The following is a 16,458-nucleotide window of genomic DNA, read 5'->3' as shown; positions in this document are numbered from 1 at the left end:
CTATTCATCTGATATTAAGCTAGTCCTGGCTTATATCGGCCGGACCAACTTAGAGCAAGAAAAAAACGCTAAGCCGGTCATGATCAAAGGCTTAGCGTTTTTTTTTGTTCATCCATCATGGCTATCCAGTTTGATAAACTTTAACGTACTCGTAGTCAGGCACCTGTTTTCCAAACTAAACTACACATTTTTAATAATAATCCTTTGTGCAGTTCTCAGGTTGCGTTGTACAGTTCTCAACACATTTTCTTCTTCTGCGTAAGCACCTACTTGCACACCGTCAACAATTACACGTTTAATAGTCATATTGCTTTTCATATTAGTCGATTTTCTCTTCAAATTAAACGCGCGTGTTAACCCATTAACATGCCCTTGGACAACCGCTTGCCGCCAATTCGGGTCTCTTAATTTTTGGGCATCGCTTGCATGATCAATAAATCCGTTCTCCGTTAATAAAGCGGGCATTCTGGTTTCTCGCAGTACATGGAAATTGGCCTTTTTTTTGCCACGGTTATGCAAGTTATTTACTTTGACAATTTCTAATGTCCCGAATGAACGCTGTTCTCGATGAATCAGACAAACTGTTATGAATATAATCTTCATACCCATGAGCTGAACCGTTAAATGCATTAACGTGGATGGATAGAAAATAATCTGCACCCCAAGCATTCGCATCATCTGTACGTTCTTTTAAGCTGCGCGTAATATCTGCTGTTCTACTCATTTTAATTTGCAGGCCTTCATAATGGTTTTCCGAGAGATTTCGAATGCTATGGGAAATATTTAAGGTAATTTCTTTTTCCTGCATCCCATTGCCAATAGCTCCTGGGTCCACTCCCCTGTGACCAGGATCTAAATATAATTTAAACATTTTACACCACCTCGTACAAATGCAATATGATCGAAGAGTAACGGAGGTATAGGAATTCTTCTGAGGTACATATAAAAATAGGTGATGATAGGCATTACATTTCATTGAATCAGATGATTTATTTTAAAGCTAAGAAATTTTCCAAATGCGAGACCATATGTATGAGCAGCAGGAATTAATGTTCCATATTTTTCGTGGGTCAGGCAAACTCTTGTTCATCTAGACAGTAGGCTGATTGATTATTGATGCTTCTTTCTTAACAAAACACCTAAGTGATTCTCTGTGCATATACTGTATCATTACTACAGGATTATGATTAAATACAACTCAATCCATACATAAAATAATCAAGGAGAGGTTAATTTTGAAAATTCCAAAGACAGCCAAAGTTAGTATCCCCTTTCCATCCGTATGGGGGATTGATGCTTCTATTGCGGGGAGATCCATTATTAGAGGTATACTTACCATTGATTCCATTGTAGACAACAAAGTAGTAGGTACAGTTAATTTTCGTGGTATACCTATTCCGATTAATGGGTATTGGGACGAAAGCGCTAAACAAATAAGTTTCGATTCACCATATGCCTCCTTTTTTGGCAACTTGACAATATTTGATGAGACCGCTATAAGCATTCGGCATTTCGTTTTAAGTGGACGGTTTATAATGAAACCTCCCTCTTTGCTGGCTGGTGAATATGGAAATTGGATTGCTACAACCTTTACACCCCGTTTGGGACCTCCCATATATACTAATGTTTTACCACCTGCTGGTGCCTTTTCAGTCTCAAGTATGCTCTTGGGACAGCAATTGTTTTAATTAGACCATGACTTTATAAAAACAACCTTCGTTTGTGATTGACTAAGGTTGTTTTTTATAAAGTGTTCTCGGAAAATACAGCCTTGCTTTAAATCTGAGTTTAGCGTATATCTCCGTTAAAATGTACTCGGAACCCTTTGATGATCGTGCCTAGTTAGATAAACAAATATTGATACTTCCTTATAGAAATAGCCTGCTTGGTTAGGTACGTTGTTTCACAATCCCCGGAAATTTTTAATATAAGTAATGAATGCTTATTTTTTTCCTTCCGATAGCTTTCTATATAAAGAAGCTCTAGATACATTTGTAATTTCACAAATTTGATTTACAGTCATATTTCCTTCTTTATATAGCTTTACTGCATAATTCATTCCTGCGTGATTTTTATGATATTTCTTTAACCGTCCTTTAAACTTCCCTTCTTTCTTTGCGAGCTCAATTCCTTCACGCTGACGCATACGAATAAGGTCTCTCTCTAATTGGTTAACACCAGCCATTACCGTAATTAAGAATTGGCTATATGGATTATCTTCTGATAAATCTAGCCATGTATCCTTAAGTGATTTTAAGCTTGCCTTTTTATTTCGTATTAAATCAATCAATTCAAATAAATCTTGCGTACTTCGAGTGATCCGAGTTAAATCTGTAACATAAATAATGTCACCTTCCTGTAAATCCTCTAACATTTTTTGAAGTTGTTCACGATCTTTTGTGGCTCCTGAAGTTTTTTCTTCATAAATAATATCCATTCCAATTTCGTTCAATTGCCGAAATTGTCTTGAAGGATTTTGGCTAGTCGAACTGACGCGTACATAACCGATTTTCTGCAAAATTTCACCTCGTTTTTGAGACAAGTCTTATGAGACACTCTTAACTATGATTTTATCAGTCTACTATACTTGTATCAATAGAGTACACTCTATTGATATATAATTGAGCTAATAAATTGAAAAATACAGAAATGGGCTGATACTGAATGAAAATTGCTAGAGGTAGAGAATTGCTTACACCGGAACAGAGACAGGCTTTTATGCAAATTCCTGAAGATGAATGGATATTGGGGACCTACTTCACCTTTTCCAAACGTGATTTAGAAATCATTAATAAGAGAAGGAGGGAAGAAAACCGTTTAGGGTTTTCCGTTCAATTAGCTATTCTTCGGTATCCCGGTTGGCCATACACTCATATTAAAAGCATCCCAGATTCGGTTATACAATATATATCGAAACAAATCAGTGCTAGTCCATCCTCGCTTAGCTATTATCCTCAAAGGGAAAATACACTTTGGGATCATTTGAAAGAAATTCGAAGTGAATACGACTTTGTAACTTTTACCTTGAGTGAATATCGAATGACATTTAAGCACCTTCATCAATTAGCTTTGGAAAATGGTGATGCCATTCATCTACTGCATGAATGCATAGATTTTCTAAGAAAAAACAAAATCATACTGCCTGCTATCACTACACTTGAAAGAATAGTGTGGGAGGCGAGAGAAATGGCTGAAAAGAAGCTGTTTAATACAGTTAGTCAATCTCTAACAAGTGAGCAAAAAGAAAAGCTTGAAGAAATCATTACTTCGCAACATTCATCCGATTCCAATAAAACGATATTGGGTTGGTTAAAGGAACCACCGGGTCATCCTTCATCCGAAACATTTCTAAAAGTAATAGAACGACTCGAATACATACGAGGTATGGAATTAGAAACGGTACAAATTAATCATTTGCATCGCAATCGCTTGTTACAGCTATCTCGCTTAGGTTCAAGATATGAGCCTTATGCGTTCCGTGACTTTCAAGAAAATAAACGATACTCGATTTTAACCGTCTATTTATTACACCTTACTCAGGATTTAACGGATAAAGCCTTTGAAATTCATGACAGACAAATACTCAGTCTGTTATCAAAAGGCCGTAAGGCTCAAGAAGAAATTCAGAAACAAAACGGGAAAAAGCTGAATGAGAAGGTTATACACTATACGAACATCGGACAAGCTTTAATCAAAGCAAAACGGGAAAAACTAGACGTTTTTGAGGTTTTAGAATCGGTTATTGAATGGAATTCTTTTGTTTCTTCAGTGGAAGAAGCTCAAGAGCTTGCACGTCCTGCCGACTATGACTATTTAGACTTACTGCAAAAACGATTTTATTCTCTTAGAAAATATACGCCAACCCTATTAAGGGTATTGGAATTTCATTCCACAAAGGCGAATGAGCCACTTTTACAAGCTGTAGAGATTATACGAGGAATGAACGAATCTGGGAAGCGAAAAGTACCTGATAACTCACCTTTGGATTTTATTTCAAAACGGTGGAAAAAGCATTTATACGAGGATGATGGTACAACAATCAATCGGCATTACTATGAAATGGCTGTTTTAACAGAACTTCGGGAGCATATTCGGGCTGGTGATGTTTCTATTGTGGGCAGTAGACAATATAGAGATTTTGAGGAATATTTGTTTTCCGAAGATACATGGAATCAAACGAAGGAGAATACAAGATTATCGGTTAGTTTATCATTCAAGGATTATATTACAGAGAGAACTAGCAGCCTTAATGGGAGGTTACAGTGGTTAGCTGCTAATTCCAACAAGTTAGATGGAGTTTCTCTTGAAAAAGGAAAGCTGTCACTTGCACGATTAGAAAAAGATGTTCCAGAAGAAGCAAAGAAATTTAGTGCAAGCCTGTATCAGATGCTACCAAGAATAAAATTAACCGATTTACTGATGGATGTTGCCCATATAACAGGATTTCATGAGCAATTTACACATGCTTCTAACAAACGAAAACCAGATAAAGAAGAAACAATCATTATTATGGCTGCTCTTTTAGGAATGGGAATGAATATTGGCTTGAGCAAAATGGCTGAAGCAACACCCGGGCTTACATATAAGCAACTAGCCAATGTGTCTCAATGGCGCATGTATGAAGACGCAATGAATAAAGCCCAAGTTGTATTAGTAAATTTTCATCACAAGCTACAATTGTCTTCTTATTGGGGAGACGGTACAACATCCTCGTCAGACGGTATGAGAATGCAGCTAGGTGTTTCATCACTACATGCAGATGCAAATCCACATTATGGAACCGGAAAAGGAGCCACCATCTACCGTTTTACTAGTGATCAATTCTCTTCTTACTACACAAAGATTATTCATACTAATTCAAGGGATGCGATTCATGTTTTGGATGGTTTGTTGCACCATGAGACGGATCTAAACATAGAAGAGCATTATACAGACACAGCTGGTTACACAGACCAAATATTCGGATTGACTCATTTATTAGGATTTAAATTTGCTCCAAGAATAAGGGATTTATCAGACTCGAAATTATTTACAATAGATAAAGCAAGTGAATCTCCAAAATTAGAAGCCATTTTACGTGGACAAATAAATACAAAGGTCATTAAAGAGAATTATGAGGATGTTTTGCGATTAGCTCATTCTATAAGGGAAGGAACAGTTTCAGCATCCCTTATTATGGGGAAATTAGGTTCTTATTCAAGACAAAACAGCTTGGCTACAGCCTTACGTGAGATGGGCCGAATAGAAAAAACGATCTTTATTTTGAATTATATTTCGGATGAATCATTAAGAAGAAAAATACAAAAAGGATTGAATAAAGGAGAAGCCATGAATGGACTGGCAAGAGCTATTTTCTTCGGAAAACAAGGCGAGCTTAGGGAACGAACCATACAGCATCAATTGCAAAGGGCCAGTGCCTTAAACATAATTATCAATGCCATCAGTATCTGGAATACTTTACATCTAACAAAGGCAGTTGAATATCAAAAACGGTCAGGTAGTTTTAATGAAGAATTATTGCACCATATGTCACCTCTAGGTTGGGAACATATTAATTTACTTGGAGAATACCATTTTAATTCGGAGAAAATGGTCTCGTTAGATTCTTTAAGACCATTGAAACTTTCTTAACGTTGTTAAAACTGGGGGAATCGTCTTGAAAATGGGCTTAGCGTTGTAAATCCGCATTTTCCTGACGCTACCCCAAATAGTAAGTACCTAGAAATACGAGTAAAACAAGCCCCAAAAACCAACCTCGCTTTATCCACTTTGAAGAAACCTTTGATTCAACTATGTCGTAAGCGATTCGAAGGTATAGGCTGCAACGTATATATGTTCCTACTGCCATTAATAGTAAACCATAAATATCAAAACGATCAATAAATCCCAAACTAATAATTCGTACCGGCTCTAATGCCGGATATACGAAATTGTCAGCCTGCCCTAATCCGAAAATTGTTATACTGCCGGTAGTTGTTGAAAACATCATTAGTGCATTCAACAAGATTCCAATACTCCATAGTAAAAACATTCGTTTTTCACGAATGTTTTGAATGGGCACACATAAAAGTAGCAACAATTCAATCCATATACTAGTGAGAAGCAAAGATCCCCATAATATGGGACTCCAACCAAACTCAAACATGGGTTGAAGCTCACTCCAATCTTTCATCCTCGTGTCCAATAGAGTGACTGTATGCCCTGACACCATAGCAATTATGGATAATACACCAGCCGTTAAGGCGATTCTTTTCATACCTTTTATAGCTACATAGACAAAAAAGATCAAAAACCAAACGAGTATAGCCAACAGAGGGGTCTCAGGCAAAAAAGCAATATAGACGAAATCAACTAACAGAGCAAAAGAGAAAATGGTTAAAAATAAAAAGTAGATAATGAAAACCACCGTAAGCATTGTTCCAAAAAATTTCCCCAATAAATTGTGAAGCATATCAGAGATATTTTCTTTTGGGTATTTAAGCCTCAAGCGATAAATGGAGATTGCAAATATAAATGCTACCGGGAGTGATAGAAATATGGAAATCCAAGCATCTCTTCCGGCAACATCGAGCATTAACGGGAGAATCACGACATGTCCCATGATTGGAAGTGTCATTACTAATAAAAAAAGTGTCTCCCATTTTGTTAACATGACTGTAATCTCCTTCTTCTTTGATCATTTAATTCCTTAGTTTATAAGGGTTGTTATAAGGCTTTTTGTGATGTCTATTTATACTCTTATTTATAAGGCCTTGATGAGTAATGTTCGTATGAACATCAATTATTATATCTGCGTTAGAAAAAATCTCATTCCATTCAGATTGGATATTTTGCCATTGTTTTGGATATTTCCGATAGGTTTCTAGCCCAATTCCTGAAATATCTGTCTTTAATTCCTTTTGAAGTTTATCCAAAGTTAAACGTACGTATTTTTCAGCTAGGTTTGATACTTCCTTTTCAACCTTACTTATCCATTGTTCATTTATATTGCTTTTCGTCGTATTATCAGCTAACGTTCCCTCTATCTCGATATTAAGATGTGCTTTAAGCTGATTTCCAACTAGTGTCGGCTTTATTTTTGTCTCTGATTTCTTTATCTCTACAGAGACCTTCTCCTTCTCATTCAGAGATACAGTTTCACCTCCACTTTTAGCCTTGTTCAAAAGGACATTTAGCCCAACCGTTTCATGTGTATTTAGTTTACCGACCATTTTATCATTTCTAATGACGGCCGTACCGTCTAATGAAGTAATAGTTTTATCCTTTTCTTTTTTTGTTTGAATGATCGGCAGATAGGCATTAGGAATAGGTCCCTCAATTAACTTATAAAATTCATATAATTTTACGGATGTATATTCTGCAATATATTGTGTTTGTTCTAAAGCAGAGACGATTTCAGCTGACGAAAGATCTTCATAAAGTGTAGAAGTACTCAAAATATCTATTGGATTACCTTCTGTAATGAAAAGATAACTATTTAAACGAAACATTTGATCTCGCCGGCTTTCATCAAGGTAGCCAATAAAATCTTCTTTTGCTAATTCCTCACCAATCACCCATAAACGAGCATGATCAAAATAAAGCCGGCGCTTCGCATCTTTTATGAGTCCACGTGCACCGTGTATTATTGAGTCCGCGTCTCTATCTAATAGAATATGTTGGCCATTTCCTCCACCCCCTTCGCCACCACCTTGTTCACTTGATCCAGTTGGTTTTATGATTTCGACGCTGATTCGTAATTTACCGTCAGATTTGTCCAACCCTATTCCATGTACAAGTGCGGAATTATCAAGTTCTTGGCTACTCCAACAGCCCATTAATAAAAATAAAAAAGGGATGATAAATAGAATCCTTCCCATCATTTATCACCTGTCTTAGGTAATGATTTAATTCTAGTCGCACGCTGATTCGGTATGCTTTTTGGTCGATGTTTTTTCCACCTTAACGGCAACCGAATTAGTGAATCTTTCCAATCCTGAAAATAAAAAGGCGCAAATGGCGCCATATAAGGAACCCCAAGTGATGTTAAAGAGATCATATGTGTTAATAAACCAAGCACGGCGACAATTAGTCCATATCCCCCAAATAAGCTGCTAGCAATAAATAACCCTATCCTGAGTAACGCAGTAACATCTGCGATTGGAGTAATGACGAAGGCGGCAATGTACGATATAGATACAACAACAATGGTCGGTGCACCAACCAGTCCGGCTGAGACAGAGACTTGTCCAAGAATTAAAGCACCCACAATACTTAAAGCAATGCCAATTTGTTGAGGAAGTCTAACACCAGCCTCACGGACAACTTCAAACATTAAAATCATCATGAAAACTTCCATTGTAAGAGGAAATGGAACTGTCTCTCTTGCTTGGATGATCGGAACAATCATTTCAGATGGAATCATTACCTTGTGAAAATTAATGGCTGCAATATAAAGGGCTGGTAAAGAAATACTGATTATAAATGAAAAAAAGCGCATCAGGCGAATGAAGGAACTATAATAAGGACGAGAACTGTAATCTTCTATGCTTTTCATATTTTCAAGAAATAGAGATGGAATATACAAACTTACCGGATCTCCGTTAACTATGATCATAATTCTTCCTTCCATTAATAAGGCTGAGGCTACATCAGGACGCTCTGTATTTCCAATAGTAGGAAAGATTGAAAAGGGATGGTCTTCAATGAATTGTTCAATTTCCCCTGAATTATTGATTTCATCCACTTTAATTTGATCTAATCTTTGTTTGAGCCGTTCGATCAATTTAGGATCCACAATGCCCTTTATATATCCCAGCGTTATATCTGTTTGACTAAATTCACCAATTTTTATGGTTTCAAACTGTAAAGAAGGATGTGGAATTCTTCGCCGTAATAATGCAATATTTGTAGGTGATAATTCAATAAATCCCTCATGTGCCCCTCTCACAGCCCGATCTGATTGGGGTTCGGCGATTGCACGAACCTCGTACCCTGGTGCGTTTAGCACCAATCCTTCACTATATCCATCCAGCAATAGTAACGTATTGCCCTTCAGTAGTTGGAATACAGCTTTTTCTAGATTATCTTCATTTTTTATATTAAAAATAGCAATCCTCTCTTTTACTTTTTTTAATTCTTCTCCCTGAGGACTTTCGAGTGATTCCTCGGTCAGTTGCTCTAATACATTATTGCGAATGGCATCTTCATTAATTAACCCATCAACTAAAACTAACAGTGCTTTCAATGAGTGGCCGTCATGTAACGGAATGATGAAATCATGAAAAATGATATCCTCACTTGAGTTTAACTGTTGCTTTAGTCTTTCCTCATTTTTATGAATATCCGATGAGAACGGATGTGAATGATTTGATCGATTTTTTTGTATTCCTTTTGTGTTTTGCTTTATTTTTTGCCGAATGGATTCGATTTTTAAAAAGCGCATAATTTCAATTCATCCCTATTCATTCTCTTAAAATTTGGTATTTTATACCGATATTATGAGTCTTATTTCAAATAATATGTACAGTTTTTTAAGTGTTACCAATACATTTTTATTTTTATGGATTTTTCTTCATAAAGATAGCTGAGAAACTGGGTTAAAAATTATAAATTTGTAAACTTATCAGGTTTTGTTAACTTAACATAAAACATAAAAAACAGACAGAGAACCTTTTCTGTCCGGAGGGTTGTGCTTTTGGCATTTAAATGACGTTGGTTTTGTTAGTATGTTTATAAATTATTTTGAATCATTATATATTTCCATTTTTGATTAATTGCCAAATACAAATAATGAGTAGCTGTTTTATCAGACTAGCTTTTTAAGCAGGGAATAATCTCCTTTTATCCAATTATAAATGGTAAAAAGGAGATGAAGCTATGAATCGCATGGAAGAATCTATCGAGAATCAGCCGTTGAAATGTTCTAAATGCGATAAAGAAATAATGGATGGATGCGAATACCATAATAATAATGGAGTTTAAGATGATTGTTACAGTATTCCTTTGAAAAAAAGCAGAGGTTTAATTATTAATTGATTATAGTATTGGAAATATCTTATATATGGGGTCCCGGCAGAAAAACGAGTGGTTATCTGTACAAAAAAGTAAAATCCTTGATTTAATAATGGTTTTATATTGAAGTTATATACACAACTTAATCGTCTTGATAATGAGCAAGCTAATTGGCCATTTTCGGTTGCTGGCAATCGGCGAAAATCTATTCAGCAAGTAACACTCGTGGTACAGCTCTATAGGTACATATGCAAGAATATAGACCGAAAAAACAAATTGGTCGCAGCATTGATTCTACAATAAACATTAAAACAAAGCTATTTCGAGTAAAACATATAATAAAAAATTGGATGAAGTAAGGATCTGGAATTTGTGATTTAGTGTAACTCCATCAACATTTATAGCCTAATTAAGAGTAGTTGAAAAAAGAAGTGATTATTACAAAGTTACATCTACATCGGGAAGGAAAGCATCCTTCCCTTTGTTTGTAAGTCTTGGTGTATTTTTATTATTACCTTATTTTTAAAATTAAAACAATGCTTAATAATCTTAGTTTCGAGTCAAACAAGGATTATTAATCCTTATTCATGGTACGTGATAGTTCGCGCTGTGCTATAAACAATAAAAGACTTTAAAAAGATTGCCTCTCAACCAATCTTTCCTTATTGTTGTTCGTATTGAGGTTCTTCTTGTTCGATTTGTTGAACACGTGGTTGAATACTATCAATAACGGATTGAGTTTGTTTAGCAGCATCTTGGTAAAGCTGCTTCGCTTGTTGATTATCGGTACCAAGAGCAAATGTTTCAAAACTTGCTTGTGCACTTTTCAATCCTGCTAATGTCTGTTTAACTTTAGTAATAATTGTTATAAAGAAAGCCTCCCCAAAATTTTTTACCTTTCTATATTGCTGAAAAAGAAAGTTGTTTCCCATGCGGTGAGATTTTTGGGAATATATGATTATTTTTGGCGAATTGCACCATTTTTTCGGTAGTAATTCCGTTTCCAAATCCCCATTAACTCTTCTATTTCACGTAAACTAATAAGATAGCGTTTTATAACTTTTTTATCTCAAATTTCCCCCACCATTCCCATTACAGACCAAGATTGGATCTTTGCTAATAATTATTTTTATGACAATAAATGAACCTCTTACTATTGTTGAGGTGAGGAAGGAGTGGAAATACTTTGTAATGCCAGTTCTGCCTCGTTTGCATATTGATTTTGTACGGCTAGATCACCTAAAGCAACAATTCCTACTAATTGGCCATTTTCGGTTACTGGCAATCGGCGAATTTGCTGTTGTGCCATTAAGTTTGCTGCTTGATGAACATCCATATCAGGTGTACCTTGTACGATTTGCTGTCCAGTCATGACTTGAGACACTGGCGTTTGTGCATTTTCTCCTTGTGCTGTCGTACGAAGGGTAATATCACGGTCCGTTACAATTCCAACAATTTGTCCGCTGTTATTTATTACTGGAATAGCCCCGATATTATATTTGCTCATTAATGCTGCAGCTTCCTGTACGGTCTGTGTTTCGTTAACTGTAAGAACATTTGATGTCATGATATCTCTTAATTGTGCCATAAAATTACCTCCAGATATGTTTTTCTTTTATAGAATGGAGAACATTGGCGATATTATTAATGGTAACTTTACCCAATTATAAGCTCTATTTAATTATAATCCCAACTATTCAACAGGTTCTCAACTTTTTTAAGATTGTATGATTTCATAATTATAAAGACAGAATATGGTTATCAAATGGTCATACATTTCTTTTTTAAAATTTCCCTAAAAACCATTCTTAGGTGCTTGACTATATTAAGTAGAGGAAAGTATAGAGAAAGCATTTTCTTTAATAAATTTTTAATAGGATTTAGGTTATCTTCAAAAAGATAATTAAAATAAAAATTATTATTGGAGGTTGTAACATCAAGGAAAGACTATCTGGAAAAGTTGCAGTAATTACAGGGGGAGCAGGTGGCATTGGTAAAGTAACAGCAGAAAGATTTCTAAAAGAAGGAGCTAAAAAGTTATTTTAGTAGATTTATTTGAAAATTCACTTATTAAAGTTAAAGAAGAACTAGACTCATTTGGTGAGGTACTTACAGTTCCAAGCTGACGTTTCAAAAGAATCCGATGTAGAAAGTTATGTTAAAAAAGCAGTTGAACATTTGTGAAAATCGATGTGTTCTTTAACAATGCAGGAATCGAAGGAAAAGTTGCTCCTCTTGTGAATCAAAAAATGGAGGATTTTGATAAAGTAATTAGTGTCAATGTACGTGGAGTATTTTTAGATTTGAAATATGTTTTACCAGTCATGACTAAACAAGGTTATGGTAGTGTGATCAACACTTCGTCAGTAGCAGGATTAAACGTAGTTCTGGTGTATCACCTTATATTGCTTCGAAACATGCAGTAGTTGGATTAACAAAAGCAGCAACGATTGAAGTAGCAAGTGCTAATGTACGTGTGAATTCAATCCATCCCTCACCTGTTAATACAAGAATGATGCGTTCTTTAGAAGAAGGATTGAACGTAGAACAAGAAACATTAGCGCAAAGTATTCCATTAGGCCGTTATGGTGAATCCAGTGATATTGCTAATTTAGTTTTATTTCTTGCTTCAGATGAAAGTGCATTTATTACGGGCGTTCAGTATAGAGTAGACGGTGGTATGGGAACGTTATAAGTTTACATCTAACATAAAATATCAATATAACAAATGATGATCTTTTATAAACGAGAGAGTGTGTATGGACAAGAGTAAATTACAAAATAAAGTAGCAGTCATTATAGGGGGTACGGAATCGATTCAAGGAATGAGGGGACATTATGGGAGTAAGTTTCATTTAATAAGTGTATTTGAGAAGATTTAAATCCTTGAGATTCACTTAATTGATATCTAGTTTTTGGGAGGGTTGTCTGATAAGTCCATCTAAATAAAGCAAGTGTAGAAAAACGACCTGTTTTTCTACACTTGCCTTTATATTTTTTCGGTTATTATCTGAAAGTAGCTTGAGATTTCCGGCTACTTTCTAGATGTTGTGGGCTAATGCCACAATTCCAAACTCGATATTTACCTTGTCGAATCCTCGTAATAAAAATTTTCTGAACGACCGACCGATTGCACTTGATATGACCGAACTCGCTTTCTACTTCCATTTATGACGAGTGCATTGGTGAAGTGTGTCTTATAACGGTTTTAGAAAAATACAATAATGTAATTGTTTTTTCGCAGATAATGGTAAAACTAATTACAAAATTACAAATTAAAATGGAGGAAAGGTGATTTCAGAATGGTTACATTTTTAATGGCACTTGTTGCATTGGTAATTTCTTATTTCACATATGGAAAATTTGTTGAAAAAATATTTGAACCTGATGAAGAAAGGCCAACACCAGCCTATGTGAATCAAGATGGTGTTGACTATTTGCCAATGAGCAAACAGAAAAATGCATTAATCCAATTATTGAATATTGCCGGAACAGGGCCCATCTTTGGTCCGATCATGGGGGCTTTATATGGTCCTGTCGCCTTTTTGTGGATTGTGTTAGGTTCTATTTTTGCAGGAGCTGTACATGATTACCTAACTGGAATGATTTCCATTCGGAATCGGGGCGCTCACATTCCAGAACTCGCCGGGAAATTTTTAGGGAATGTTTCCAAACATTTAGTAAACGTTTTCGCGTTGCTTTTATTATTGCTGGTTGGCACTGTATTTGTTACTACGCCGGCATCATTATTGCACAATTTGATCAATGGCAGGGTGGCTTTAATAGCTATTATTTTCTTAATATTTGTGTATTATTTCTTATCCACGATTCTTCCCATCGATAAGATCATTGGAAGAGTTTATCCGTTCTTTGGCGCAATTTTATTAATTGGTACAGTTGGAGTTGGTGTGGGATTATTATTTGCAGGATATGAAATTCCTGAATTATCTTTAACCAATATGCATCCAGCTGACCTGCCGATTTTTCCAATCTTATTCTTAACGATTACTTGTGGTGCCTTATCTGGTTTCCATGCCACGCAATCGCCACTTATTTCTAGAACCACTCAAAATGAGAAACAAGGGCGTTATATTTTTTACGGTATGATGGTTACGGAAGGTGTAATTGCAATGATTTGGGCAGCTGCTGCCATGAGTATGTTTGATGGCCAAACTCTTCAGGCTTTAATTAATGAAGGTACGGCTTCCCTTGTGGTTGGTGAAGTTTCTACGACCTTACTTGGTGCAGTTGGTGGGACTATTGCTGTACTTGGTGTAGTTGTGTTACCTATTACATCAGGCGATACTGCATTCCGTGCAGCACGAAATATCCTTGCCGATTATCTTAAAATGGACCAAGGCAAGGCTATCAAACGTTTATCTATTGCAATTCCAATGTTTGTGATTTCCTATTGGTTAACAACCATTGATTTCAATCTTTTATGGCGTTACTTCTCATTTGCTAACCAAGGTACTGCAGCACTTGCTCTTTGGATTGGTACCATGTATTTATTTGTGAAGAGGAAGAATTATGTTGTCTCTCTTGTACCAGCACTATTCATAACGGATATGGTCTTAACCTATATTTTATATGATAGCAATCTTGGTTTTGGCTTATCTTATCAAGTTTCACATCTCGGTGGAATTGTCATGACCATTCTGTTTGCTGCTATATTCTTCTGGAAAGGGAACAAAAACCGGGGAGAAAACTTATCTGCAGATATAGAATTACCTAATAAAGCAACATAAGATGTTGCAAGGCCAAATCAAAAAGGTTTCAGTTTTGGAAATTATAGCTTGATCTTTTTATAAAAATTCAATAAATGGCGCCTTTAATGGAGAATAGTTTTAAAATTTTTAAAAAAAACGGGGTTATTCCTGTTTGTTTTACATAATTACGATTACTAAACAATGAATAGTCGCTATTTTTGACTAAACTTATTAGAATAGTTCTATAAATGATTGGATGTAAATAAATAAAAAACCCAGCTCAATTTTTCATGTGAAAGGTGGCTGGGTTTTTTAAGTGGGATGTTCAAAGTAATACTTAAAAAGTAGCTCAAATTATTAGTTGAAAGAATCCTTCCGAAACAAAAATCCTATTTTAAATGACCGAATATACCTTCATTTTCCAGCATTAAGCTTCTATGTGTTTTACTTTACAATTATTTAGGGAATTCCTTTTCATTAGTGTTTTCTAATAACCAAAGTTTTGGAATGGTAACAAAAATATATCCTTCCTTCTTCAAATATGGAATAAGTTCATCTAAGGCTTTTACTGTTCCTGTTAAGTCTTGTGTCCAATGTCCGGCACTATGCATTAGGACAATAGCTCCAGGGTGAATAGAATCCAACACTTTTTGTTTTACTACGTTTGCCGGTAGGCTTTTCCAATCTTGCGAATCTACAGACCATCCTATACCACGATACCCCATTTTCTCCAATTGTCTGACCTGGTCTTCATTTATAGCCCCATATGGAGCACGAAACAATTCAGGTTTAATACAAATAACCGAATAAATTTCTTGTTCATTCTTTTCAATTTCCCATATCATACTTTTTACATCTGTGTCCGTTAGTTTGGGATGCCAATAAGTATGATTACCAATTGCGTGCCCTTTACTATATATTTGTTTTACGATATCAGGATAGGTATGCACTCGTGTCCCTAATAAGAAAAAGGTAGCTTTTACATCATATTTATTCAAAACATCTAAAATCAAGGGAGTAAATCGAGTGTCTGGACCATCGTCGAAAGTTAGTGCAATCACTTTTTGATTAGTATGTGCTTTATAAAGCATTGTATTTGAATATTTTGCTTGTAATGGGTATGCTACTGAAGCCCGAGCTGAATTAGTGGAATAAACTAGTCCCACAAATAAGATAAAAAAACCTTGTATAATAAGAAAACAACGTTTATAAAATATGTCATTCCCTTCTTTCTAATGCTTTACCTTAGTATTGAGTTAAATGCAGTCATTATATCCATCCACTTGTCAATTTTTTAATTTGGCACTGTTTAACTTGATTGTTGATTTTATTGAAAGAAATAAGCAATAACGAGTAAATCAAAGTTGCCAATTTTAAATCAAAAATAAAGCTACGTTGAGGCAGTAGGAATGTCGGTGGTTAAATTGAAGCGAATATGTATTCAATTAATTTTACTCTTGTTCCTAATACATGCTCGATCGGGTTCTTATTCATACATATCCCTCACTTTTAATTATTTACCAGTTACTTTATAAGTAAAAGTGTCTATTTTAGGGAAACCTCTTACTAAGGTTTTTAACTTATAAAGGAGTTTAAAATGAGAAAGAAACAAAAAGTTAGAAATAGGCATATCGTTTTGATACTAAGCGTTATATTAGTATCCATTTTCAGTAATTCTTGGCGTGAGGTTCCTAAGTATTATAAAAATATGGTTTATGTTAGTTCATTTAATGCAATATATTATTTACTATGTAGA

At 35.3% G+C, this 16,458-nt stretch carries 11 protein-coding genes and 2 pseudogenes; 5 read left to right on the top strand and 8 right to left on the bottom strand.

Annotated features, from left to right (window positions below):
• Positions 1-180: 180 nt before the first annotated feature.
• A pseudogene (locus BC6307_RS10690) lies at positions 181-871 on the bottom strand (N-acetylmuramoyl-L-alanine amidase family protein).
• 364 nt (positions 872-1,235) lie between these two features.
• On the opposite strand from BC6307_RS10690, the gene BC6307_RS10685 reads away from it, so the two are divergent.
• The gene (locus BC6307_RS10685; RefSeq protein ID WP_000701227.1) at positions 1,236-1,688 is read left to right on the top strand and encodes a hypothetical protein; all 453 of its coding nucleotides are present in this window, start codon (positions 1,236-1,238) and stop codon (positions 1,686-1,688) included.
• Between the two features lie 254 nt (positions 1,689-1,942).
• Here BC6307_RS10685 and BC6307_RS10680 read toward each other — a convergent pair whose 3' ends face one another.
• The gene (locus tag BC6307_RS10680; RefSeq protein ID WP_063385374.1) at positions 1,943-2,518 is read right to left on the bottom strand and encodes a recombinase family protein; all 576 of its coding nucleotides are present in this window, start codon (positions 2,516-2,518) and stop codon (positions 1,943-1,945) included.
• A 146-nt stretch (positions 2,519-2,664) separates the two neighbouring features.
• Between BC6307_RS10680 and BC6307_RS10675 the strand changes: the two genes are divergently transcribed.
• On the top strand, positions 2,665-5,631 hold the full coding sequence (locus BC6307_RS10675) for a Tn3 family transposase (protein ID WP_094366123.1): 2,967 nt from the start codon (positions 2,665-2,667) through the stop codon (positions 5,629-5,631).
• 67 nt (positions 5,632-5,698) lie between these two features.
• Here the strand turns inward: BC6307_RS10675 and BC6307_RS10670 are convergent, their stop codons facing one another.
• The 5 genes from BC6307_RS10670 to BC6307_RS10650 all read right to left on the bottom strand — a co-directional run bounded on the left by BC6307_RS10670 (position 5,699) and on the right by BC6307_RS10650 (position 11,581).
• The gene (locus BC6307_RS10670) at positions 5,699-6,652 is read right to left on the bottom strand and encodes a GerAB/ArcD/ProY family transporter (RefSeq protein ID WP_066418361.1); all 954 of its coding nucleotides are present in this window, start codon (positions 6,650-6,652) and stop codon (positions 5,699-5,701) included.
• 28 nt (positions 6,653-6,680) lie between these two features.
• Positions 6,681-7,862 (bottom strand): Ger(x)C family spore germination protein, encoded by a 1,182-nt coding sequence (locus BC6307_RS10665; protein WP_084380542.1) that lies wholly within the window; start codon positions 7,860-7,862, stop codon positions 6,681-6,683.
• Positions 7,859-9,424, bottom strand: a complete 1,566-nt coding sequence (locus BC6307_RS10660; RefSeq protein ID WP_066418375.1) for a spore germination protein — start codon at positions 9,422-9,424, stop codon at positions 7,859-7,861. The genes BC6307_RS10665 and BC6307_RS10660 overlap by 4 nt, the downstream gene beginning before the upstream one ends.
• Positions 9,425-10,655: 1,231 nt before the next feature.
• On the bottom strand, positions 10,656-10,862 hold the full coding sequence (locus BC6307_RS10655) for a DUF1657 domain-containing protein (RefSeq protein ID WP_066418448.1): 207 nt from the start codon (positions 10,860-10,862) through the stop codon (positions 10,656-10,658).
• 284 nt (positions 10,863-11,146) lie between these two features.
• Complete coding sequence (locus tag BC6307_RS10650) at positions 11,147-11,581, bottom strand: CBS domain-containing protein (RefSeq protein WP_066418380.1); 435 nt, start codon at positions 11,579-11,581, stop codon at positions 11,147-11,149.
• Positions 11,582-12,173: 592 nt separating this feature from the next.
• Here BC6307_RS10650 and BC6307_RS25730 point away from each other — a divergent pair.
• The 3 genes and pseudogenes from BC6307_RS25730 (at position 12,174) to BC6307_RS10640 (ending at position 14,741) form a co-directional block, all read left to right on the top strand.
• Positions 12,174-12,688, top strand: a pseudogene (locus tag BC6307_RS25730) (SDR family NAD(P)-dependent oxidoreductase).
• A 64-nt stretch (positions 12,689-12,752) separates the two neighbouring features.
• Entirely contained in the window at positions 12,753-12,875 is a 123-nt protein-coding gene (locus BC6307_RS25540) for a hypothetical protein (RefSeq protein ID WP_268874279.1), read from the top strand.
• Positions 12,876-13,295: 420 nt separating this feature from the next.
• Positions 13,296-14,741: a carbon starvation CstA family protein gene (locus tag BC6307_RS10640; RefSeq protein ID WP_066418383.1), complete on the top strand. Its 1,446-nt coding sequence runs from the start codon at positions 13,296-13,298 to the stop codon at positions 14,739-14,741.
• A gap of 416 nt (positions 14,742-15,157) precedes the next feature.
• Here BC6307_RS10640 and BC6307_RS10635 read toward each other — a convergent pair whose 3' ends face one another.
• The gene (locus BC6307_RS10635) at positions 15,158-15,868 is read right to left on the bottom strand and encodes a polysaccharide deacetylase family protein (protein WP_235858198.1); all 711 of its coding nucleotides are present in this window, start codon (positions 15,866-15,868) and stop codon (positions 15,158-15,160) included.
• Positions 15,869-16,458 lie beyond the last annotated feature (590 nt).

The organism is Sutcliffiella cohnii (genome assembly GCF_002250055.1).
Classification (GTDB): Bacteria; Bacillota; Bacilli; order Bacillales; family Bacillaceae_I; genus Sutcliffiella; species Sutcliffiella cohnii.
This window is presented reverse-complemented; position numbering and strand designations above follow the sequence as displayed.

Bases quoted from the DNA above. Each gene is read 5' to 3' on its own strand.
- BC6307_RS10675 (WP_094366123.1), top strand. From the start codon at position 2,665: ATGAAAATTGCTAGAGGTAGAGAATTGCTTACACCGGAACAGAGACAG.
- BC6307_RS10670 (WP_066418361.1), bottom strand. From the start codon at position 6,652: ATGTTAACAAAATGGGAGACACTTTTTTTATTAGTAATGACACTTCCA.
- BC6307_RS10665 (WP_084380542.1), bottom strand. From the start codon at position 7,862: ATGATGGGAAGGATTCTATTTATCATCCCTTTTTTATTTTTATTAATG.
- BC6307_RS10660 (WP_066418375.1), bottom strand. From the start codon at position 9,424: ATGCGCTTTTTAAAAATCGAATCCATTCGGCAAAAAATAAAGCAAAAC.
- BC6307_RS10650 (WP_066418380.1), bottom strand. From the start codon at position 11,581: ATGGCACAATTAAGAGATATCATGACATCAAATGTTCTTACAGTTAAC.
- BC6307_RS25540 (WP_268874279.1), top strand. From the start codon at position 12,753: ATGGACAAGAGTAAATTACAAAATAAAGTAGCAGTCATTATAGGGGGT.
- BC6307_RS10640 (WP_066418383.1), top strand. From the start codon at position 13,296: ATGGTTACATTTTTAATGGCACTTGTTGCATTGGTAATTTCTTATTTC.